At 63.1% G+C, this 20,696-nt stretch carries 20 protein-coding genes; 10 read left to right on the plus strand and 10 right to left on the minus strand.

The genetic code is table 11. From position 1 onward, the window contains the following. Positions 1 to 5: 5 nt before the first annotated feature. The 5 genes from KCX59_RS01455 to KCX59_RS01475 all read right to left on the minus strand — a co-directional run bounded on the left by KCX59_RS01455 (position 6) and on the right by KCX59_RS01475 (position 5,793). Positions 6 to 1,640 (minus strand): phytoene desaturase family protein, encoded by a 1,635-nt coding sequence (locus tag KCX59_RS01455; protein WP_179017520.1) that lies wholly within the window; start codon positions 1,638 to 1,640, stop codon positions 6 to 8. 23 nt (positions 1,641 to 1,663) lie between these two features. Next, positions 1,664 to 3,418 (minus strand): flavin reductase, encoded by a 1,755-nt coding sequence (locus KCX59_RS01460; protein WP_179017521.1) that lies wholly within the window; start codon positions 3,416 to 3,418, stop codon positions 1,664 to 1,666. A gap of 27 nt (positions 3,419 to 3,445) precedes the next feature. Then, positions 3,446 to 4,687 carry a styrene monooxygenase/indole monooxygenase family protein gene (locus KCX59_RS01465; RefSeq protein WP_179017522.1) on the minus strand — a complete coding sequence of 414 codons (1,242 nt, stop codon included), beginning with the start codon at positions 4,685 to 4,687 and terminating at the stop codon, positions 3,446 to 3,448. Positions 4,688 to 4,731: 44 nt separating this feature from the next. Further along, positions 4,732 to 5,520: an SDR family oxidoreductase gene (locus KCX59_RS01470; RefSeq protein WP_179017523.1), complete on the minus strand. Its 789-nt coding sequence runs from the start codon at positions 5,518 to 5,520 to the stop codon at positions 4,732 to 4,734. A 123-nt stretch (positions 5,521 to 5,643) separates the two neighbouring features. Beyond that, positions 5,644 to 5,793, minus strand: a complete 150-nt coding sequence (locus KCX59_RS01475; RefSeq protein ID WP_179017524.1) for a hypothetical protein — start codon at positions 5,791 to 5,793, stop codon at positions 5,644 to 5,646. Positions 5,794 to 5,988: 195 nt separating this feature from the next. Between KCX59_RS01475 and KCX59_RS01480 the strand changes: the two genes are divergently transcribed. Beyond that, a complete protein-coding gene (locus KCX59_RS01480) occupies positions 5,989 to 6,912 on the plus strand; it encodes a helix-turn-helix domain-containing protein (protein ID WP_256871422.1) in 924 nt (307 codons plus the stop codon). On the opposite strand, the gene KCX59_RS01485 is transcribed toward KCX59_RS01480, so the two are convergent. After that, on the minus strand, positions 6,913 to 7,614 hold the full coding sequence (locus KCX59_RS01485; protein WP_179017526.1) for a FadR/GntR family transcriptional regulator: 702 nt from the start codon (positions 7,612 to 7,614) through the stop codon (positions 6,913 to 6,915). A 72-nt stretch (positions 7,615 to 7,686) separates the two neighbouring features. Further along, complete coding sequence (locus KCX59_RS01490; protein ID WP_179017527.1) at positions 7,687 to 8,490, minus strand: alpha/beta fold hydrolase; 804 nt, start codon at positions 8,488 to 8,490, stop codon at positions 7,687 to 7,689. A 129-nt stretch (positions 8,491 to 8,619) separates the two neighbouring features. Between KCX59_RS01490 and KCX59_RS01495 the strand changes: the two genes are divergently transcribed. The 5 genes from KCX59_RS01495 (at position 8,620) to KCX59_RS01515 (ending at position 13,977) form a co-directional block, all read left to right on the plus strand. Then, a complete protein-coding gene (locus KCX59_RS01495; protein WP_179017528.1) occupies positions 8,620 to 10,125 on the plus strand; it encodes a four-carbon acid sugar kinase family protein in 1,506 nt (501 codons plus the stop codon). 62 nt (positions 10,126 to 10,187) lie between these two features. Beyond that, positions 10,188 to 11,090, plus strand: coding sequence for an NAD(P)-dependent oxidoreductase (locus tag KCX59_RS01500; RefSeq protein ID WP_091464645.1), 903 nt, complete (start codon positions 10,188 to 10,190; stop codon positions 11,088 to 11,090). A 101-nt stretch (positions 11,091 to 11,191) separates the two neighbouring features. After that, complete coding sequence (locus KCX59_RS01505; protein WP_179017529.1) at positions 11,192 to 12,658, plus strand: GntP family transporter; 1,467 nt, start codon at positions 11,192 to 11,194, stop codon at positions 12,656 to 12,658. Continuing rightward, positions 12,658 to 13,533: a class II fructose-bisphosphate aldolase gene (locus KCX59_RS01510; RefSeq protein WP_179017530.1), complete on the plus strand. Its 876-nt coding sequence runs from the start codon at positions 12,658 to 12,660 to the stop codon at positions 13,531 to 13,533. Before KCX59_RS01505 ends, KCX59_RS01510 begins: the two co-directional genes overlap by 1 nt. A gap of 51 nt (positions 13,534 to 13,584) precedes the next feature. Then, on the plus strand, positions 13,585 to 13,977 hold the full coding sequence (locus KCX59_RS01515) for a DUF1304 domain-containing protein (RefSeq protein WP_054808805.1): 393 nt from the start codon (positions 13,585 to 13,587) through the stop codon (positions 13,975 to 13,977). Positions 13,978 to 14,001: 24 nt separating this feature from the next. On the opposite strand, the gene KCX59_RS01520 is transcribed toward KCX59_RS01515, so the two are convergent. Continuing rightward, positions 14,002 to 14,421 carry a VOC family protein gene (locus KCX59_RS01520; protein WP_091464652.1) on the minus strand — a complete coding sequence of 140 codons (420 nt, stop codon included), beginning with the start codon at positions 14,419 to 14,421 and terminating at the stop codon, positions 14,002 to 14,004. Next, a complete protein-coding gene (locus KCX59_RS01525) occupies positions 14,418 to 15,473 on the minus strand; it encodes an Lrp/AsnC family transcriptional regulator (RefSeq protein ID WP_179017531.1) in 1,056 nt (351 codons plus the stop codon). The genes KCX59_RS01520 and KCX59_RS01525 overlap by 4 nt, the downstream gene beginning before the upstream one ends. Before the next feature lie 112 nt (positions 15,474 to 15,585). Here KCX59_RS01525 and KCX59_RS01530 point away from each other — a divergent pair, with 112 nt between their 5' ends. The 4 genes from KCX59_RS01530 (at position 15,586) to KCX59_RS01545 (ending at position 20,007) form a co-directional block, all read left to right on the plus strand. Continuing rightward, positions 15,586 to 17,004, plus strand: coding sequence for an MFS transporter (locus tag KCX59_RS01530; protein WP_179017532.1), 1,419 nt, complete (start codon positions 15,586 to 15,588; stop codon positions 17,002 to 17,004). Next, positions 17,001 to 18,209 (plus strand): M20 family metallopeptidase, encoded by a 1,209-nt coding sequence (locus tag KCX59_RS01535; RefSeq protein ID WP_179017533.1) that lies wholly within the window; start codon positions 17,001 to 17,003, stop codon positions 18,207 to 18,209. Before KCX59_RS01530 ends, KCX59_RS01535 begins: the two co-directional genes overlap by 4 nt. A gap of 89 nt (positions 18,210 to 18,298) precedes the next feature. Further along, positions 18,299 to 19,654 (plus strand): acyltransferase family protein, encoded by a 1,356-nt coding sequence (locus KCX59_RS01540; RefSeq protein WP_179017534.1) that lies wholly within the window; start codon positions 18,299 to 18,301, stop codon positions 19,652 to 19,654. Then, a complete protein-coding gene (locus tag KCX59_RS01545; RefSeq protein ID WP_091464660.1) occupies positions 19,651 to 20,007 on the plus strand; it encodes a GNAT family N-acetyltransferase in 357 nt (118 codons plus the stop codon). The genes KCX59_RS01540 and KCX59_RS01545 overlap by 4 nt, the downstream gene beginning before the upstream one ends. A gap of 29 nt (positions 20,008 to 20,036) precedes the next feature. On the opposite strand, the gene KCX59_RS01550 is transcribed toward KCX59_RS01545, so the two are convergent. Next, the gene (locus tag KCX59_RS01550; protein ID WP_179017535.1) at positions 20,037 to 20,414 is read right to left on the minus strand and encodes a hypothetical protein; all 378 of its coding nucleotides are present in this window, start codon (positions 20,412 to 20,414) and stop codon (positions 20,037 to 20,039) included. Positions 20,415 to 20,696: the final 282 nt, after the last annotated feature.

Consider the following 20,696-nt stretch of genomic DNA (forward strand, 5'->3'; position numbering starts at 1 on the left):
TTCTCCTATCGCTTGCTTGGTTTAAGTGCTGATTGAATTCGGGAAAATCGTGAGGGTTTCGCGGTCAAATTCTGCGCAACCAGGTGCCCGGAGCCTCCGGAAAGCCCGGGACCGGGATGGGTTGAGGCGCCGATGTGCCACAGCCCTTGGACGGCAGTCCGGTGTCCGGCGGCGGAGGGGAAGGGCCGCCATAGCAGGTTTTGGAAGAGCTCCGCGGAACCGCCGTAGGGGTCTCCGTTCACTGCGTTGGGGTTGGCCGAGAACAGGTCCGTCGGCGCCAGAGTGTCTGACGCCAGAACAGTGGCGCGTGTGCCCGGAGCGAACTGTTCAATCCGTGCCAGGACCCGTTCCAGATACCCCTGTTTCAGTTCCTCGTTCCAGCCTTCCTGGACCGAAAGTTCTCCGGCAGCGTCCCCCACAGGGTTGAACGGCACTTCCTGCAACTGCAGCCACAGCGTGGCCTTGCCCTCCGGCGCGCGGGACGGATCCAGGACGCATTGCTGGCCGACCACCACCGTGGGTTCGCCGGGCAGGAGGCCGGCTTCGGCCTGGGCGCAGGCAACCCCCGTGCTGTCCGAGCCGTTGCTGATGTGCACCAACGGGACGTGGTTAAGTCTGGGATCGAGCCACTGGACAGGACGGTCCAAGGCCAGATGGATCTGCATGGCCCCGCGGCCGTTCTGGTACCGCGCGGCGGCTTCGGCAGTATCTGCCGGTGGTTTGCGAAGGAGCCGGGTGTAGAGGGCCTGTGGCGAAACGTTCGCGAGCACCGTGTCAGCGGTAACCATGCCTTGCGATGTCTGCACTCCGGCCACAGCACCGGATGAGTCCACTAGAATCTCCTCGGCCTCCGCACCCAGCATGATCCGGACGCCGTTGTCCCTGAGCAAAGACTCAAAGGCAGCCACAAACTGCGAGGCGCCGCCCTTCACAACAGGAAGCCCGAAGCCGTGCATGCTCATGGCCATGACCGGGAGCATGACGCCGCCGGTGGCTTGGTCCGGGCCGAGCCCTGCGTGCAGAAGCCAGGGCGACCACAGCTGGTCGGCTTCCCAGCCGTCAAAACGGCTGCGGACATAGTTCCGTCCGCTCATCAGGGAGTCCCGGACAAAGGCCTCCGTTCCTGAGAAGCGCCCGCGTCGCACGGCTCCGAAGGCAATCTTCGCCACCTCCCCAAACGACCGAAGCTCCGCCCCGAAAGCCCCGAACACGGTTCCGGCATTGTGGCCCAGATCATCGAGCATGGCCAGATACGCGGCCCCATCGCGTGGCTCCTTGAAAGCAGCGGACGTTTCGGCCGGGTCCCTGTGTGCGATGACCACGCGGTGGGCTCCAGTGACAGGATCCGCAGCGACGCCGGCCGTCACAGGACCGGAGGTGTTGCAGTACTCCAAGCCCCTGGCGTGGAGTTCCTTGCCCAGCGCTCCGTAAGCACCACCGGACACAAACAAAGGGTGCCAGGAGGAGAAGGTGTCGTGGATGAAGCCCGGGAGGGTCCGCTCCTCGGATTGGATGAACCCGCCCAACCGGTCCGAGCGCTCAATGATGCACACGCGCTTCCCTGCCAAGGCCAGCTCGGCTGCCGCGACCAGCGAATTGATGCCCGAGCCTATGATCGCGACGTCAAGGGGATGGTCCATATCCGTTCCTTTCAAGAGCGTGACTAGAAATCCGGATGGCTGGCAGTGGCGTGGTACTTCCCGCCGTGGAACACCAGGGGAGCGCCGTCGTGGTGGTTGTAGCTTTCCACCTCACCCACGTAGATGACATGGTCCCCGGCATCATGTCGCGCAACGGTGCGGCACTGGAAGGTTGCTACTGCTCCCTCCAGCAGCGGAACACCGGCGATACCGTCAGCGGTTTCCACGCCGGCGAACTTGTCTGTAGCGGGCGTGGCGAACTGGCGGGACAGGACGTGCTGGTCGCTCGCCAGGATGTTGATGGCAAAATGCGTTGCGTCCTCGAAATCGTCCAGGCTGGGGGCACGTTTGCTGGGGCACCAGAGCACCAGCGGTGGATCCATGGACACTGACGTGAAGGAATTCGCGGTCATGCCCACTTTTCGGCCGTCCGCAGACACAGTGGTAACCACTGTGACGCCCGTGGCGAACTGGCCCAACGCACCCCTGAAGTCCCTCACATCGAAGGCAGCAGCATCGTCTTCTTTCCGGGCCTGCATGAAGTCAGCGGCCGCGGTGGGATCGAACCACCAGGGGTATGACGTTCGGGGATCATCGAATCCGCTGACGATGCTTGCCGCCAGCGCCGGATGTTCAGCTGCTTCACGGAGGAGCGTCTTCTGGTGATCGCGCCGCGGCTTCAGGAGATCGTTGGTCCACTCCACCGCCCATTGCCCCCAGCCGCGCCAAAATTCGTCGAAGGTGCGCTCCATCCAGGCACGGTCAAAAGGCTGCTGGCCACGGCGAACGATCGAATCAAGGTAGTACTTCGCGGCCAGAGTGGCGTTGTTGGAACCCTGCCCGGTGAGGGGATCGTTGAGGACCACGGCGTCACCCAGCCCGAACACCAGCTTCCCGTTGCCGAGTTCCCCGACGGCGGACCTCACCGTGGGCGTGATGCGCCCCAGGAGCGTGGCGCCGCTGTCGGTTAGCTCCGCGGTGGCAAAGTTCTCTGCCTCGTGCGGGAAATGCTCGCGCAGGATTTCCAGCGAACGCTCGAGCTGCTCTTCGGGGGTTCCGACGTCGGTCCAGTGGTCCATGGGGCCGCCCACCACACCCTCGAACACCATCATGCGGCAGGGGCCCGATACGGTCAGGCCCGGGAACGTAAAGAACTCGCCGACGCCGGGGGCCATGGACATGCGGATGACGTCGCCCGCGCCGCCGGTACCGGCGGCGGACGAGGCCGCGGAAGCATCGTCGTCGGACGTGACGTAGTTCAGGGCCAGTACCCGCTGCGGCCGGTCGAAGGGCGACTTGGCCTTGTCCCGCGGGAAGATCTGGCCGATCTCGCCCTTGCCGGTGCTCACAATGACCAGCTCGTAGTCATGGGCGAGTTCTTCGAGCATGCGCGGCGTGACCTTCTCAATGCGGAAGTCACCACCGGCTGCAACAAACGTCTCAATCCAGAGGGCACTTTTGATGCGCTGGTCAATGGACCGGGCGGGACCGTCCAGGGGTGCTTCCCACTCGATGGGTTCATCAGCATCTACACGTAGCCGGATGGAGGTGATGCCGGGGACGGATCCGGATTCATAGAATTCGGTGAGCGCCGTTCCCATGTGGGCTTCGGCGTCGAGGGCGGTGGAGAACATGCACTGGCTGGACATGACCTTGCCGGTGCGGATCTGGGCAGCGGAACGGTCGGACAGAAGCGTCACCGCGTAGCCGTCACGCTGCAGGCCCAAGGCCAGCTGGGCGCCGGATTCGCCGGCCCCCACGATTGCTATCTTTCGCATGGTTGAGTCCTTATTAGCAGGGTCGTGCTACGAAATTTTGGCGGCAGACAGGTCCGCGAGGTAGCCCGCGGCTTTGTCCGGGTACATGAACCAGTCCTGGAATTCCGGTGGGTGGTTGAAGCCGTTGGCGAAGCGGTGCGCGATGGCCGGCTCGCTGTTCGCAGCCCCCAAGAGCTCCAGGACGTGGGGCGGAGGCGGAGCCAGGAGGGCATTCGTCCAGTGTGCAACGTGCTGCGCGTAATCCCAATAGCGTTCAAAAGTGGCCTGCATGAAGTTTGCATCGTAGGCGCCACCACCGTGCCGGGTGATGCTGTCCAAGTACGACGCCGCGCATTTGCTCGCGTTGTTGGAACCCTGCCCCGTGATCGGATCGTTCAAAACCACGACGTCGGCCAGGCCAAGTACCTGCCGGCCGCTCGGCAAGGTGGCAATTGGGTGGCGGACGGTGGGCGCAAACCTGCCCTGGAGGACGCCGTTGGGATCGGTGAGTTCCACATCAGTGGCGCGCTCTGCTTCCCACGGCAGGAAGGTCTTAAGGATGTTCTTGGAGTTTTCCAGATGTTCCTCGGGAGTGAGTCCCTTCCACGAGTCCATGGGCCCGCCCGGAACCCCTTCGAAGACCATGATTTCGCAGGGGCCGGTGGTGGTGAGCGCCGGGAAGACGAAGTATTCGCCGACCCCGGGGATCAGGTTGAACGAGACCGCCGAGTAGTCCTCGCGCGGCTTCAAGCCCTTCACGTAGGTCAAGGCCAGGGCACGCTGCGGTGCATCGTAGGTGCTGCGTTCCGCGTCGCGGGTGAACAGTTGCGCGATCTCACCCTTGCCGGCGGCCACAATCACCAGGTCCGAGTTCTGCGTGTACTTCTCCAGCTCGGCTACCCCCGCGTCTTCGAAGACGAGCTCTCCGCCGCGTGCTGTGAACTCCTCCATGAACCGCGGGAACTTCACACGCTGGTCGATCGACTTGGCGTGGTTATCCAGGCGTGAGGCCCAGCTGATCGCCTTCTCGCCCGGCAGTTCGGGGCGGGGGATGGTGAACGAGATGCCGTCCACGGTGGGAGCATCGGGCCAGAAGTCCAAGCCGAGCGCCCGCTCGTGCTCCAGGGCGTCGTGGAAGATGCACTGGCTGGAGGCAACCTTGCCTTCATGAATCTCTTCCGGTGTGCGGTTGGAAATGGTGGTCACGTGGTATCCGGCGTCCAGCAGTCCTATGCCGAGCTGCAGCCCGGACTGGCCGGCACCGACGATGGTGATGTGGCGTTGCGTCATGGCGTTGCCTTTCTCTGTGGTGGAAGTTGTTGTGAAGCTTGGCGTTAGTTTGCTGCGAGCAGGGGAATGGTCTCTTCTGCGCGTTCCGGGCCCAAGGCGGAATAGCCGCCGTCGACGGCCCAATCTGCGCCGGTCACGAAACTTGCTTGGTCGCTGGCGAGGAACGCGACGACGTCACCCACCTCGTGGGGGCGGCCCACCCGCTTGAGTGCGTGGAAGGGAGCCGCCACGGAGTCTGTCTTTTCGAGGTTCCCGTTGCTGAGGGAGTCCATGATGTTGCTCCAGACCCAGCCGGGGCTGACGGAATTCACGCGGATGCCGTCTTCCGCGAAGTCCACGGCCATGCTCCGGGTGACTTGCACCAGCGCGGCTTTGCTCGCCGGGTATAACCAGCGGCCGGTTTGGGCTACTGAGCTGGAGATCGAGGTGAAGTTGATGATGGCGCCGTGCCCGGAGGCCTTCAGGTGAGGGCGGGCTGCGTTGCCGGCCACCACAGCGCTTACGAGGTTGACGTTGAGTGCCTCGAGCCAGTCGGCGCGCCCGGAGCTCGCGCCGTCGTCCTTGTAGGTGCAGGCAAGGTTTACCAGGATGTCGAGGCTTCCGTGCACGGCGACGGTTGCGCTGACCAGCCGGTTCACGGCATCGTCATCGGTGATGTCGGTGTGGGAGTAGTGGATTGCATCGCCCAGTCCGGTGGTGAGGGATTCGCCGTCGGGATCTATATCCGCAACCACCACTGTGGCTCCGGCGTCCCGCAGCGCGGCCACCACGCCCTGCCCCACCTTGGTTACACCGCCGGTGACAATTGCTGTCCTGCCTTGAAGTCCTGACATGGTCCAAGCCTTTCCCGTACTTGTCACGTTGTAAAAATATGACGTGCGTCATAGTTCTTCTAGATGCGACTCTAGGCAGTCGCTGGAATCCGGACTATCCATTTGGCGCAGGGGCCATCCGAATTACGCAGGGTCTTCCTCTTCTTCGTGCCAACCAACCCAAGCCGCAGAGGTGAGTTGAGCGTTCTTGGCTTGAAGTTCCGCCGCCCAGAGCTCGAAGTGGTTTTCATCCCACTCCTCCCGCCGGTGGTGCACGAGCTTGATGTTCTTCACTGGTCCTCACCTCGCTTTCGGCGCTGTTATGGTGATGTGAGCTGAGTCATACTTGTCTTAAGAGCGACTCTAGGCGGCCGTTGAAATCCGGAATATCCACGTGGCGCGAGGATCATCCGAAAAGCGCAAAACTGTGGAGTAGGTGCCGAAATGGTGAAGATTCTTCCCCGTGATGTTTTGCGGGGGCGGCCAACAATGGCCACAACCGACGTGGACGAAGCACACGCCAAGATCGCTGAACTGTTCTGCAGCCATGAGCTCGCGCCGCGCACCCGGACGTCGTCAGTGGACATGAAGCTGCGTTCCCTGCATCGGGGCGATGTGGGGATTGAGTTCCTGGACTACGGCGCGGATGTTCGGATTGAGCCCGAGGGCCTTCAGGACTTCCATCTGGTGCAGATCCCGCTGGCAGGACACGCTTCCATGCAAGTGGGTGCGAACACCGTGGAATCCAGTCCGCGCATGGCTACGGTTCCGCCCATCGACCGGCCATTTTCCATGAGTTGGGACGGCGGAAGTCCGCACCTGATCGTCTATGTGAGGCGCTCGGCGCTTGAGAGGGTGGCCGAGCAGTTGTACGGCGACAGCGCTGTGGACCTCGGCTACGGCATGGACCTCTCAGGTGGAGCGGGCCGCGCGTTCCTGAGGTCCGTCGTCGAACTTCATGACGACATGATCAGCCAGCCCGCCTCCAGTGCCCCCGCGTTCGTTCAAGGACTGCTGGCGGACAGCATGGTGTCCCGACTGCTGATGGCGATGCAACCGCCCGCGGAGGAAGTACGAAACGCGGAAGTAGAGGGCCGGCTGGTCCGCGAGTGCAGGGAGCTGCTGGAGCGGCACGCCTTTGAAGAACTCACAGTGCCGGACATCGCCGAGTGCCTGGGGGTTTCGGTTCGGACCCTCCAAACCGCGCTCAGGGCGGAGGCCGGCGCGACGCCGTCGGAGTTGCTGCGGAGTATCCGGCTGGATCGCGCCCGCGAGATGCTCGTGGAGGCGAGCCCGCGGGAGCAGAGCGTCACAGCAATCGCGGAGCTGTGCGGCTTCACTCATCAAGGGCGCTTCTCCGCCCTGTATCTGAAGACTTTCGGCGAGCTCCCGTCGGAGAGCCTGCGCCGTTAGCTACGCCTCCAGCACGTACGTCTTCAGGTCGTCCAGGGTCTGCTGCATGTGCGCGTCCATGGCGAGCCGTGCCTCGTTGGGATTGCGGGATTCCAGGGCGGCCGCGATCTTCCTGTGGTGCCCGATTGCGTGTTCCTGGATTTCAGGAAACGCTGAAGTTTCGGTGCGCCTGGCCTCGAGGACGCGGTGCAGCGGTTCGAAGAGCACGGCCACAAAGACGTTGCCTGAGGCGTGAAGAATGACGTCATGAAAGGCAAGGTCTGCTTCCACGAAAGCGGGGAGGTCATTGATTTCGTGGGCGGCCTGCATCTTTTCCACGTGCTCTTTGAGGGTAATGAGCTCGTCGTCGGAGATGCGTTCGGCAGCCAGTTCGCATGCGCCCGTTTCCAGCATCCGGCGGAGTTCGATCAGCTGGATCGCGGCGGCTGCATCCTTGGTTCCTTCGGAGGCGGCACGCAGCACGGCTTCCAGTGATGCCCACTGATTCAGCGGGTTAACAAACGTTCCACGGCCGCGCTCCACGCTGAGGATCCGCTGCGCTTCAAGGGTTTTCATGGCTTCACGCACGGTCATGCGGCTCACCTCGTGTTTGGCGCTGAGCTCCAGTTCGCCCGGGACCACTGTTCCGGGCGGAAACTCGCCCGCGATGATCCTGTCCAGCAGCTCATCAGCGACGACGCCGACCAGCGACTTGCGTGCCATGTATCCCCGTTTCCTATACTTCAGGCCGCCCGGTCCCGTGTATTTCCCTCGGACGGGTGGTTGTCAGACATCTTACGCTGGCGATGGCCAGCTTGTTTCCCAAAACCCGGTTAGCGCCGCGGCGCATTTTTCGGGCTGCTCCCAGTGGACGTTGTGGCCTGCGCCGGGGATGGCTCTCAGCTGGCGCTGCTGACTTTCGGCTACGAATGCGCGCATTTGCTCCATGGGCCGCACCCGGTCATCGGTGCCGGCTATCACCAGCAGTGGCGCGTGGACTCGCCCGGGTACTGAGGGTTCGACGCCGGTCATGGCAGCCACGGCGCTGGCGGACAGAATGGGGAACGGCGCGTCAAACCCTGTGCTGAGCCGCGCCATGTCCGCTGCGGACAGTTCCCCGTACCAAGCATTCATGAGCTTCGCGACGGTCTCGGGATCAAAAAATCCCTGATCCAGTTGCGAGCTCAGCAGCTTCTTGAACCCCTGATTCTGCGGCACGGGCGCCATGCCCACCAAGGTTATGGTTGCCACCAGTTCGGGGCGGGCTGCCGCAAGTGTCAACGAAACGCTGCCACCCATGGAATGCCCCACCAGGTGCACCGGTCCGCTGCTCCTGGCTTCAATGGCTGCCGCTACCGAACCGGCCACCGAGTCCAGCGTCCACGGGAAGTCCGGTGGCACTTCTTCGCCAGGGTGGTAGCCCGGGAGGTCGAAAATCCAGACCGTCCGGCCGGCGTCGAGCAGTTTTTTCGCAAGTGGTTCCCAGTACACAGAGCCGGAAGCCCAACCGTGGATCAGTGCCACGGGAACCGTCTCACCTGCGGAAACGGTAGGCGTGAGGACGTTCACGAACGGGAGCGAAACAACACTGTCAGCCATGCCCCCAGCCTAGTGATGCGCAGCACCTTGCGCGCTGTAGAGCCGTGTGTCACACTAATTCAAATGTTAGATGTCTGACATCTTACATTCACCAAACCGCTACAGAGATTTCCCACGATGGAGTGCACAGTGACCCTTGAAGCCGACGTTCTGGCCGCTTTCCCGGCGGAAGTCCAGATTCCTGCTCAGTTGGTTGCCGACGCCGTTGCGGCGTCCTCGGCAACGTCTCCCCGCGTCCTTGTGGTCCTCGACGACGACCCCACGGGAACGCAGTCCGTTGCGGATCTCGCCGTGCTAACCCAGTGGGACGTCGCAGATTTCGCATGGGCCTTCACCCACATCCGCGAGAACCAGACCAAGCCGGCCGTCTACGTCCTCACCAACACCCGCAGCCTGGACCCGGCAGAGGCTGCGGCCCGGAACGAAGAAGTCGTCCGCAACGCACTGGCTGCAGCTGCCGGCAACGGTGTTGATCCTCGGCTGTGCCTCGGTTTTGTCAGCCGCAGCGACTCCACCCTCCGCGGCCACTACCCCTTGGAGCCCGACGTCATTGCAGCCACCGTGGCCGCCGAGACCGGCGAAGCCACCGACGGCGTGGTGATCGTCCCCGCATTCCCCGACGCCGGTCGCGTCACCATCGGCGGCGTGCACTACATGCGCGGCGACGCCGGCTCGCTCACCCCCGTGGCCGAGACGGAATTCGCCAAGGACGCAAGCTTCGGCTTCATCAACTCCGAGATGGCCAAGTATGTGGAGGAGAAGTCGCAGGGCCGGTTCCCGGCCGGCGACGTGATCGTCCTGGACCTCAACATCATCCGCGCCGGAGCCTCCGCGCAGGATCCCGCTATTTCCGCCAAGGCAATCGCTGATGCCCTGGAATCCGCCAGCAACTCCACACCGATCGTGGCCGACATCGTCACCGAGAACGATTTCCGCGCTCTGGCCCTGGGCCTCGAAGAAGCGGAACGCCGCGGCAAGAAGCTCCTCTACCGTGTGGGCCCGCCGTTCGTTCGGGGTCGCATCGGACAGGAAATCCGTACTGCGTTGACCTCAACAGAGGCCTACGCGGGTAACACTCCCTCCACAGCCGGCGGCCTGATTGTGGTCGGCTCGCACGTCGGCGTCACCACACGCCAACTCAATGACCTCACCGCAGAGCACAGCTCGGCCCGCATCATCGAGATCGACGTCGAGAAGCTGCTCGAAGCGGAAGCCGACACTTACATCGCAACCGTTGTGTCCGACGTCGTCGACGCTCTGCGCAAGGGCGATGTCATCGTCCACACCAGCCGCCTGCTCATCAAGACCGACGGGGCCGCAGCAAGCCTGAAGATCGCACGCACCGTCTCGGCCGCCGTCGTCGCAGTTGTGAACCGGACGCTGAAGACCTTCCCGCCGCGGTTTGTCATCGCGAAGGGCGGCATCACATCCTCGGACGTCGCCGCGCACGGGCTGGAAATCCGCCATGCAATTGTCCGCGGCCCCATGCTGCCGGGCATCGTCTCGCTCTGGGAACCGGTGGACGGTCCTGCCAAGGGCATCCCGTACATCGTGTTCGCCGGCAACGTGGGCGACGACCAATCCCTGACTGAGGTCACCCGCAAGCTCAGCGCCACATCCCCACTTGCCCCCTAACCTCGCAAGCTCGGCCAGGGAACCCGGCAAGCGTGGGCCCTACCTATTCAATGGAGATCACCATGACCAGCAGCAACTACACCGTCACCGTCCTGGGCCTGGGCGCCATGGGCCTGCCCATGGCTACCCGGCTCGCGTCCGAGCTGACTGTCCACGGCTTCGATATCGCCGAGCCCCGCTTGGAACTCGCCGCAGAAGCCGGCATCAAGACCTTTGCTTCTGCACGCGAGGCATCGGATGGCGCCGACGCGCTGCTCTTGGCCGTCCGCAACGGCGAGCAGCTCAACGACGTCCTTTTCGGCGAGAACGGCGTGGCTTCGGTACTGAAGCCGGGCGCCGTCGTGATCCTCGGCAGCACCGTTGGTACTGAAGCCATCCCCGCCACGGTGGAAAAGCTTGCGGAATACGGTGTGGCCCTGGTGGATGCGCCGCTCTCCGGCGGCCCGAAGCGTGCCGGCGAAGGCGATCTGCTGATCGTTGTCGGGGCGGAGCCCGAAGCACTTGAAAAGGCGCGTCCTGCCTTGGAACTGCTGGCCTCCACCCTGAGCATCGTGGGCGACAAGCCCGGCGACGGCCAGGCCCTCAAGACCGTCAACCAGCTCCTCTGCGGTGTCCACATCGCCGCTGCTGCCGAGGCCATGGCTCTTGCCGACGCCCTGGGACTCGATCAGGCCAAGACCCTCGCCGCCCTCGAAGCCGGAGCCGCCGGATCCTTCATGCTTTCAAACCGTGGCCCGCGCATCCTCGAGGCCTACTCCGAGGACGGCGCCGAGGTACTCAGCCGCCTGGACATCTTCGTCAAGGACATGGGCATCGTTGGTAAGGCAACCCGGGCCGCCGGCCTCGCCGCACCCGTTGCCGCCGCTGCCGAACAGCTTTACCTTCTCGGCCAGGCCCAGGGTCTCGCCGCCGCCGACGACTCTGCCGTCATCAAGGTTGTAGCGCCCGCAAAGCGCACCGCCTAAGCACCCCACCAGAACGCGCGACGACGGCGATCCCCCCTTCGCCGTCGCCGCCACCTCCCGCCGGTCTTCTCTAGACTGGTATGTCAAAGGAGACACCCCCAATGAATCCCCTCGTCAACTCTTTGATGGTTCAGGCGGCGGACGCCCCCGCCATCAAGCCCGCAGTGGAGCTGGGCACACCTCTGCTGCTGACCATCGCCGCAGCGGGCATCGCCCTGTTGCTGGTGCTGATCATCCGCTTCAAAATCCAGGCTTTTGTTGCCTTGCTTGCCGTCAGCATCCTGGTGGGCGTCGCCGCGCAGATTCCGCTCAAGGACATCTTCACTGTTGTGACCACGGGCGTTGGCAGCACCATGGGCAAGGTCGCCTTGCTGATCGCCCTTGGCGCCATCCTCGGCCGCATGATTGAAGTTTCCGGCGGCGTGCAGTCGCTGGCCACCCATTTCACTGAGAAGCTCGGCGCCAAACGCGTTGCCATTGCGCTGACGGCCGTCGGCTTCCTCGTGGCGATCCCCGTGTTCTTCGAGGTGGGCGTGATCGTCCTCGTTCCCATTGTTTATGCGTTCGCGAAGATCGCTAACGTACACCCGATCAAGTTCGGCCTGCCCATGGCCGGCATCATGCTGTCCATTCACGTGGCCGTCCCGCCGCACCCGGGCATCGTTGCCGGCGCCGGCGTGTTCGGTGCGGACATTGGACTCATCACCCTGATCTCGTTGATCATTTGCGTGCCGCTTGGCTTCCTGTCCTACTGGGTCGCCAGCATCATGAACCGCAAAGAGTACGAACTGCTTCCAGGCGTCAAGCAGCAAGTGGACGAGTTCGGTTCCGAATCACTGGTCCACGTTGGCCATGACGGCCCCGGTGCCCACGCCGTCGCTCCTCCGCGGCCTGGCCTGATCATGTTCCTGATCGCCGCTCCCATCGTCCAGATCCTCCTCGGGACCGTGGGAACGCTGACCCTCCCCAAGGACAACTACTGGTACGGCGTGGCCGCCTTTGTCGGCAACCCGTTCTTCGCACTCCTGGTGGCTGTGGCTCTGTCCTTCTTCCTGCTGGCCGTCCGCCGCAACTGGTCCCTCAAGGAAACGGGCGAGATTTTCGAAGGCGCACTTCCTCCCATCGCTTCCATCCTCATGGTGGTGGCCGCTGGTGGTGTGTTCGGTGAAGTCCTCCGCGCATCCGGAATCGGCGCAGCTCTGTCCCACACCTTGGATAGCCTCGGCCTGCCGGTCATCGTGCTCGGCTTCATCATCTCCCTGGCACTGCGCGCCGCCCAGGGTTCTGCCACTGTCGCAATCGTGACGACGACGGGCCTGCTTACCTCTGCCGTGATGGAAGGTGGCTACACGCCGGCCCAGATCGCGGTAATCGTCATTGCCATTGGCTTCGGTTCATTGGGCCTTTCCCACGTGACCGACGCCGGGTTCTGGACGGTCGTCCGCTACTACGGCCTCACAGTGTCCGACGGTCTGAAGACCTGGACCGTCCTCACCACCATCCTGGGCCTGGCAGGCTTCGCGTTGACTTTCGTTGCCTGGATCCTGGTGGGAGGTTTGGCCCACTGATGCGCGCCAAACTCGACCATATGGTCAACTCTGCCCTGGCCTCCGGCTCGGCTGTTCCGGCTTTCACTTGCTACGACTTCACTACAGCGCTGGCTGTTGTTGGCGCGGCGGAAGAATCGGGGCTCGGCGTGATCCTGCTCGTCGCTCCGAAGACTGCGTCCACGCCTAATGGACTTCGCCTCATCGCGGCCCTTCGCGGCCTGGCCAACGACGCCAGCGTCCCGGTTTCGGTGCAGTTGGACCATGCCTCTGACCTCAGGGTCATCCTGGAATCCGTGGCGGCCGGTGCGGATGCGGTGCTCGCTGACGGTTCATCATTGCCCTACGAGGACAACATCGCCCTTGTCCGTGAAGTCCGTGCGGCGCTGGACGAGGCTGGCGCTGCCGACGTCGTGATTGAGGCGGAGTTGGGCGGCCTTGCGGGAGACGAGGACAAAGCCTTCGGTGCCGAACGTTCAGCGCACGACGCCGGCGCTTCAGTTGCGGGGCTCACTCACCCGGCACAGGTGGCCAACTTTTTGGAGCGCACGGGTGCCCAGCTACTGGCTGTCGCCGTGGGCAACGTGCATGGGAAGTACACGGGCGAACCAAACATCCGTTGGGACGTACTGCAGGAAGTCGCTGCCGAGACAGAGGTGCCGCTGGTGCTCCACGGCGCCTCCGGCATTCCGGCCGACGAACTAGCGAAGGCTCCCTCCATGCAGGTGGGCAAGGTCAACTTCAACACGGAACTGCGCACAGGCATTTTGTCGATGCTGGAGTCGCAAACCGCAACCCACCGGGCCGATGGCGAGAATCTTCAGGGTTTGCTGGCCCAGTGGAATCGCTCGGCTTCAGCTTTTGCGGGCGCCACACTGGAGTTGCTCAGCGCCTGACGGGCCGCGCAACAACCAAGTCCGGCAACCAGGGAGGCTAGGATCAAAACCATGATCCTGGCCTCCCTGATTTTCGCAACGATTGCCGCCTTGCTTCACGTCTATATCTTCACCATGGAGTCCATTACCTGGACAAAGCCCAAAACCTGGAAGACATTCAGCATCACCTCCCAGGCCGACGCGGAAACCACCAAGCCGCTCGCGTACAACCAAGGTTTCTACAACCTGTTCCTGGCCATCGGCGCACTGATCGGCATTGTTGCAGTGGCCATGGGTGCACCCCAAGTGGGATGGACCCTTGTCTTCAGCAGCTGCGGTTCCATGCTCCTGGCCGCCCTTGTGCTCGCAGCAAGCGGCAAGAAGTACCTCCGCGCAGCTACCCTCCAAGGCACCACGCCGCTTCTCGCCGTCGTGCTTGGCGTGCTGGCAGTGACGCTGGGCTAAGCCAAGATGGCCTAAGCCAATGGGCTAGGACTCCGGCGGACCATCCTGGGCTGCGGCGTCGTCCATCCAGAGGACTTCCCAGTGGTGGCCGTCCAGGTCACGGAACGCGCGGCTGTACATGAAGCCAAGATCCTGGGCGTCGTAGGTTTCGGATCCACCAGCTTCGAGCGCCTTGGCAGCCAGGGCATCTACGTCCTCACGGCTGTCGGCTGAAATGGCGACAATTGCCGCCGTCGAGTTCTGCGTGTCCGCGATGGGCTGCTTGGTGAATTCGCTGAACTTGGCGTGGGTCAGGAGCATTGCATAGATGGTGTCGCTGAAGACCACGCAGGCCGCAGTCTCGTCGGTGAAGTTCGGGTTGATGGAGTAGCCAAGGGCCGTGTAGAAGGCCTTGGATGCCTCGAGGTCGCTAACGGGCAGGTTCACGAAAATCGACGTAGTCATGGGTCTGATCCTGCCGGGGTTTCCCCGACTCGTCCAGACCCCTCTCTCCACAAAGGCAGCGGCACCACGCGGAGGCTGCGCCCGGACTCATCGAGGATATGGCCCAGTCGCTTGTAGGTCCGGACTACCGCCTGCCGTGAGATCACAATGCTGCCGGGCGCCCGTTCGGCCAGTTCGCGTTCGAATGCCTGGGCTTCCAGATAGTCGCGGACCCACAGTGTGACCACGAGGTTCTGTGCGCCGAGCACCTGGGCGCTGAGCCGGCAGTTCGTTTGCGCGGCGAAGTAGCGGCCAATGTCGTCAACGAATTGAGCAGGGACGTTGAGCATGAGCGTGACCTCCCTCAGGCCTCTGGTCGCCGCGGTAGACGCATCGCACCTCAGCGTGATGTAGCCGGACGCCAGAAACCGTTCCACCCGGCGTCGGGCAGTTTGCGGTGAAACGCCACATGCGGCACCCAGATCAGCCCAACTGGCACGGCCGTCCTTGGAAAGTTCCTCCAGCAGCGCGGCGTCCAGGCGATCCGGCGAGTAGCCTGCCGGTGCGGGCTTGGCTTCCGTTGAGACCAGCCGTGCGCGTGCGGGTTCGAGTGTTCCGCTGCGCCATTCCGAGGCCTGCCGGTAAAGCTTGGTGACAAAGACGACTTCGCGGTGGGTGATGCCGGGGAGCGCAGGAAAGGCTCCGGTCACGATGTCCATGAGTTCCTCATGACTGGACGCGAAGCAGTCCATGAAGACGTCGTGGGAGCCGGTGACCATGGAGACGGTGCCGAAAGCCGGCACCTCGCAAAGCCTCTGGATCAGTGCTTCGCTTTCGCCGGGCAACGAAGACAGTTGGATAAACGCCGACCAGCCAGCGCTGAGGTAGCGCTGTCCCGGAGACGGCGTGATCCACGCCAGTCCCTGTTCGGCCAACACGTTCCAGCGCCTGGCGACCGTAGGGCCGGACAAGCCAAGAGCATCCGCTATCCGGCTCCATTCCGCCCGTGGATTGATCTGGAGGGCATTGACGATTTCGAGGTCCAGTTCCGAGATAGTGGCTGATTCATTCAATATTGGCTGCCTTGTGTGGGTTTCAAACAATCTGAGGGCCAGTGTAATCGACGGTCATAACGTTGTGACTCGCATCACCACTGGCGAATCCGCCCCGGACTCAAGGAAGCTCATGGCAAGCAAGACAGCACCACCTGCGGCAGCGGCCATTACGCGCAGGACCATCGCAGGCATGATCCTGGCAATGGCGCTCATCGAATCACTTAGCGGAGTAACGCAGGGGTATCTGAACCCCATCCTGCCCGCACTGGGACCGGTCTTCGAGATCGACGATCCCACCATCAACGGCATTTTCCTGATCTCCAACGTGAGTTTCGCCGTCCTGACGCCCATCATTTCGAGGCTCGGCGACAGCTACGGGTATCGCCTTGTACTCCGGTGGTCCACGGGTGTGGTGACGGTCGGCGTCTTGCAAATGACGCTGTGGCCATCGCTGTGGACGGTGACCATCGGCGTCGTCATGCTGACCTGCGTGGTGGGGTTCATCCCGCTCATGATGGGAATTCTCCGCGTGACCAGCCCCGCCCACACGCGCACGGGTGTCAGCGTCATGATCGGCATGCTCATGATCATGGTGGGCGCCGGTGGCTTGCTCGCCGGCATCGTTGGCGTCACCGATCCGACGCTCGGTTTCTGGGTGGCGGTTCCGTTCGCGGTGGTCGCTTTCGTGTGTTCCTTCTTATTGCCCGACGCCGGGGTGCCGACGCGTGAGGGCATCGCCCTGTCACCTCTGCTGGCATGCTCGCTGGGTCTCATCGGCTTTGTTGTGGCGTTGTCGATGGCGCCGGAATGGGGCTGGCTGGACGCCCGCACCCTCGCGGCCGGCTTGTTGGGGCTTGCCCTACTGGCCTTCTGGGCCAGGCGCGACTACAGCGGTGCCGCAGGACAGCGGTTCATGGACCTGCGCATGCTGGCTAATCCGCGGATCCGCGCCATCTCCGTGGCAACGTTCTTCTTCGGCTTCGCTTCGATCAGCTACTTCGGTACCAACGGCATCTTCCTGCACTCCAACCCTGACAAGACGGGGTACGGCTTCGCCCTCAGCCCGCTGATGATCGCGATTGTCCTTGCCCTGGCGTCCGTACTTTCCTTGGTGTCATCGCTCCTGACAGCACGGGCCTTGCGACGTTTCGGCGAGCGGGCCACCCTGGTCTTTGCAGGCGTTCTGCTGGCAGGCGGCTTCCTGGTCATGATGCTCGCGCACGGCTCCCTTACCGGATATTGCATCGGCTTCGCCATGTTCAACCTGAGCCTGGGGATGTACCAGGCGGGCACCCGCTCCCTTTCGGTCGAGGGCGTTGCCATGGAGGAAACATCGACGGCCGCAGGGCTTAACGAGCTGGCATTGTCAGTGGGCATCGCTGTGGGAGCGGCAGTGGTCAAGCTCTTGTCCTCTGCCTCGGTTGACTCCGGACGTATCACCGAAACCGGATTGTTGACCATCTGGAGTGCCTTGGCAGTTGCTGCGCTGATAGCCGCCGCGGCCAGTGCCCGGTACCCGAAGCGGCAGGCCGCCGAGGTGACGGCATGACCGCCGGACTGGGCACCGGGGGCCGAGGGTCCGTCGTCGTGCTTTCCTCCCAGGGCGACGTCCACGCCACGCTGGACAGCGAAGTCCAGCGCTGGAAACCGGACATTCTGGACCTTAGCCACGCCATCCACGCCGACCCGGAGCTTGGCGGCCAGGAATTCCGTGCCGTCAAACGCGTTCAAGGGGTGCTCCGCAAAGCCGGGTTCACGTTTGATGAAACACAACCGGAGCAGCCCACCGCTTTCAGTGCGCGTTTCGGTTCCGGCCAACTCGTGGTGGCACTCTGCGTTGAATACGACGCCTTGCCGGACATCGGGCACGCCTGTGGACACAACGTCAACGCAGCCAGCGCAGTGGGGGCCGCACTGGCATTGACCGCCGTCGCAGAGCAGCTGGACATCACCGTCAAGGTTCTCGGCACACCGGCGGAAGAGACCACTGGAGGCAAAGTGGACCTGATAGAGGCAGGCTTCTTCGACGACGTCTCGCTGGCCATGATGGTCCACGCCGGCGCCGCTGATGTGGTGGGTGGCTCGTCGTTGGCGATGTCGATGTGGGACGTGCTCTTCGAAGGGCGCCCGGCCCATGCAGCAGCGGCACCGTCGGAGGGCGTCAACGCGTTGGACGCTCTGGTCATCGCGCAAATGGCTATTGCTTTGGCAAGGCAGCAGCTGCCGCCCGGATCGATCGTGTCGCTGATCGTCACCGAGGGCGGCAGTGCTGTCAACGTTATTCCCGAGCGTGCGCGGGCGAGCGTCGAAATGCGGGCTCCAAGCATTGACCAGCTGCGCCTGATTCAGGACAAGATCCGGCGTTGCCTGGAAGCCGGTGCCCACGCGAGCGGGTGCACGATAAAAATGACCCCAAAGGGCAACGATTATGCGGAACTGCGCCAGGATCCGTATCTGTCCAAGGCCTACCAGGAAGCGATGAAAGCCATGGGAAGGGACGTTGCTTTCAACGCCGATCCTGTGGCCTCCACGGACATGGGCAACGTTTCGCAACTGGTGCCCTCCATCCACCCGGTTGTGGGTTACGACGTCCGGGGCGCCGCCCACCACACAGCCGAGTTCGCCGCATTCGGCGCCTCAGCAGGAGCTGACCAGGCTGTTCTCGACGGATCGTTCGGCATGGCCGCGGCGGCCTGTGCTGCGGCCATGGACGCGGAGCAATTGAAACGCCTGCTGCAAAAGGCGCCTGTGTAGTCCGCCGCGGGGCCAGCCTTATGGCTCCATTGGCCGCGCGGGCGGACAATGGAGTCAGCACGCAGGCGCGTGCCATTGTAGGGAGAACCATGGAGATGGACGCGCATCCTCCCGCCAGCCAGGAAAGGGCTGTGCAACGAGACCCGGCGATCGACCTTGTCCGCTTCACCTGCCTGCTCCTGGTCGTCGCGGCACACTGCATGATGGTCAGCCCTGTCCTGCACAAGGATGGCACTGTCACTACCCTGAACGTGCTCATGGAGCAAAGCTGGTTCACCCCTGTGGCATGGGGGCTCATGATTGTGCCCCTGTTCTTCGTCCTGGGCGGCGTGACCGGGCTGCAATCGTGGCGGCGCCTGAAAGCGCACGGCGGCAACGGGTTCGACTTCGCCCAGTTACGGCTCCTGCGACTGGTCCGCCCGGCCATGGCTGTGCTGGCCGTCATGTGGGGAGGGCTATGGGTCGCGCTGCTGCTTGGTGTCCACCCGGCAGTCATCCAGTTGATGACTGCCGGGGCCGCGATGCCCCTGTGGTTCCTGGCGGCCTACCTCACGGCCCAACTCAGCATCCCGCTCATGGCCCGGCTTCACGAACGCGTGCCCCTGCTGACTTTCGCTGTGCTTGTGGCACTGATCATCGCGGTGGATTCCCTCCGCGGCGCTGTCCCCGTCGTGGCGTTCGCGAACATGATCTTCGTGTGGTGCGCTGTCCAGCAACTGGGATTCCTCATGGCCGACGGCTTCTTCGAGAAACGTAGTCGCAGCTGGCTTCTTGGTGCCGTGGTTTCCAGCAACCTTCTGCTGGGATTGGTGACCGGCGTGGCCGTGTATCCGGGGAACATGGTGGTAAACCTGAATCCGCCCAATTTTTGCCTGCTTCTCTTGGGCATTTCCCAGGTGGCGACGCTTCAACTGCTCCACAAGGGCATTCGGTGGATCGCGGACCTCCGATGGGTCCAAGTGGTCATAGCTGTAACGGGGCGGCGTTCCATGACCGTCTATCTGTGGCACCTTCCACTGCTGGTGGGCATGTCCGGGTTGCTGTTGCTCACCGATGTGCCCCAGCCATTCGCAGGGACTGCAGAGTGGTGGTGGGCGCGGATTCCGGTCTTCTCCGCGGTGCTTACGCTGCTGCTCCCGGTGGTGTGGCTTTTTGGTCGTTTGGAGAACCGGCCGACGGCGGCCAGCCATGCGCGGGGACCGTCACGTACCGCTGTGGTGACCGCCGCCGTCGTGGTTTTGGTCCCGCTGGCGGACGCCGCCTTCAACGGATTGACCCTTGCCCTGTTGGGTGGGGGAGCGGCGTGCTTTGCCCTTTCGGTCCTCTTGCTTGGCAGGGTTCCGACGCCGGTGCTGACGCGGCCCACGCAGGAAGGCGCTGAATTCCGCGGGGGCCGGTGGCGCACGTTGCCAGAGCCGGAATTACGTGCCAATCTCGAAACATGACCGAGTACACGGATTCACTGGCAGAATCGTTCCGAGCTGGCGTCACCACGGTGCGCAACGACAAATTTCACCGCTATGAGCTGCACGTGGACGGTGAGCTGGCCGTGATCTCCCAGTTCATGGACAAGCCCGGTCATATAGATTTCATTCACACTGAAACGAAACCCGGGTTCAACGGCCAAGGCCTCGCAAAAGTACTGGCGCACTTTGCGCTGGATGACGTGGTGGCCTCCGGAAAGCGCATCATCCCGCATTGCCCGTACATCGCCGCGTACCTGACGAAGCACGAGGGCTACGAGCAGGACGTCGACTGGCCCGCGGAAAAGCCGGTGGGCGAACCCGAGAACGAGTAACTTGCCGTTCCCTTCCCTGAACCGGTTCGCTAGGGAAGCAGGGACCGCTTTCTTTGCCATTGCACTGCATGCCACAAGAGCAAGGCGGCAGTGATCAGCAACGCAGCCAGGATTGCATAGGGTGCGTTGGAGAGCATAATGAAGTTTATTTGGGCTGTCTGGGCTGATTCGGCGGACTGAGCTTGCGCAGTGCTCACTATCGCGCTGGCCGCCGTCGTAAGGGCCCATAGTCCAAACCATGCCAAGCCGGCGTCCAGGGCCCACAAGGCAATGATGAATGGATTGAGCTGGACGCGCTTGCGTTCCGGGCCCGCGGTCTCCGGCACGTGGGGGCTAACGGCGGGCTGGGTGTTGCCATGCTCGTCGATTTCGCGGAAGCCGATTCGCTCGTGGGCGTGGTCCTTCATGTGGTCCCCCAACCGTGGGCAGCGGATAGTCCTAGCACTCTACCCCTTGGAGACCGGAAGACAGCAGGCCGTGTACACGCGGCCCAACGAGCCTTCGGTCGCCGAAAAGAGTGCCATATTTTGCACCCAGAGCGGTCCCGAACAAAAGTCAATGACGTATATCCGCGCGGCGCAGGCACGAGAAACCGCCTTCTCAGCGAAATACATCACAAAAGTTTGACGGAAAGGATTACCTAAGTAAGGCTTACCTTGCTAACAAGCGCCCCAACGCAATGGAAGGAA

The organism is Paenarthrobacter nitroguajacolicus (assembly GCF_051027655.1).
Lineage (GTDB): Bacteria > Actinomycetota > Actinomycetes > Actinomycetales > Micrococcaceae > Arthrobacter > Arthrobacter nitroguajacolicus.

Bases quoted from the DNA above. Each gene is read 5' to 3' on its own strand.
- KCX59_RS01455 (WP_179017520.1), bottom strand. From the start codon at position 1,640: ATGGACCATCCCCTTGACGTCGCGATCATAGGCTCGGGCATCAATTCG.
- KCX59_RS01460 (WP_179017521.1), bottom strand. From the start codon at position 3,418: ATGCGAAAGATAGCAATCGTGGGGGCCGGCGAATCCGGCGCCCAGCTG.
- KCX59_RS01465 (WP_179017522.1), bottom strand. From the start codon at position 4,687: ATGACGCAACGCCACATCACCATCGTCGGTGCCGGCCAGTCCGGGCTG.
- KCX59_RS01470 (WP_179017523.1), bottom strand. From the start codon at position 5,520: ATGTCAGGACTTCAAGGCAGGACAGCAATTGTCACCGGCGGTGTAACC.
- KCX59_RS01480 (WP_256871422.1), top strand. From the start codon at position 5,989: ATGGCCACAACCGACGTGGACGAAGCACACGCCAAGATCGCTGAACTG.
- KCX59_RS01485 (WP_179017526.1), bottom strand. From the start codon at position 7,614: ATGGCACGCAAGTCGCTGGTCGGCGTCGTCGCTGATGAGCTGCTGGAC.
- KCX59_RS01490 (WP_179017527.1), bottom strand. From the start codon at position 8,490: ATGGCTGACAGTGTTGTTTCGCTCCCGTTCGTGAACGTCCTCACGCCT.
- KCX59_RS01500 (WP_091464645.1), top strand. From the start codon at position 10,188: ATGACCAGCAGCAACTACACCGTCACCGTCCTGGGCCTGGGCGCCATG.
- KCX59_RS01505 (WP_179017529.1), top strand. From the start codon at position 11,192: ATGAATCCCCTCGTCAACTCTTTGATGGTTCAGGCGGCGGACGCCCCC.
- KCX59_RS01510 (WP_179017530.1), top strand. From the start codon at position 12,658: ATGCGCGCCAAACTCGACCATATGGTCAACTCTGCCCTGGCCTCCGGC.
- KCX59_RS01515 (WP_054808805.1), top strand. From the start codon at position 13,585: ATGATCCTGGCCTCCCTGATTTTCGCAACGATTGCCGCCTTGCTTCAC.
- KCX59_RS01520 (WP_091464652.1), bottom strand. From the start codon at position 14,421: ATGACTACGTCGATTTTCGTGAACCTGCCCGTTAGCGACCTCGAGGCA.
- KCX59_RS01530 (WP_179017532.1), top strand. From the start codon at position 15,586: ATGGCAAGCAAGACAGCACCACCTGCGGCAGCGGCCATTACGCGCAGG.
- KCX59_RS01535 (WP_179017533.1), top strand. From the start codon at position 17,001: ATGACCGCCGGACTGGGCACCGGGGGCCGAGGGTCCGTCGTCGTGCTT.
- KCX59_RS01540 (WP_179017534.1), top strand. From the start codon at position 18,299: ATGGAGATGGACGCGCATCCTCCCGCCAGCCAGGAAAGGGCTGTGCAA.
- KCX59_RS01545 (WP_091464660.1), top strand. From the start codon at position 19,651: ATGACCGAGTACACGGATTCACTGGCAGAATCGTTCCGAGCTGGCGTC.
- KCX59_RS01550 (WP_179017535.1), bottom strand. From the start codon at position 20,414: ATGAAGGACCACGCCCACGAGCGAATCGGCTTCCGCGAAATCGACGAG.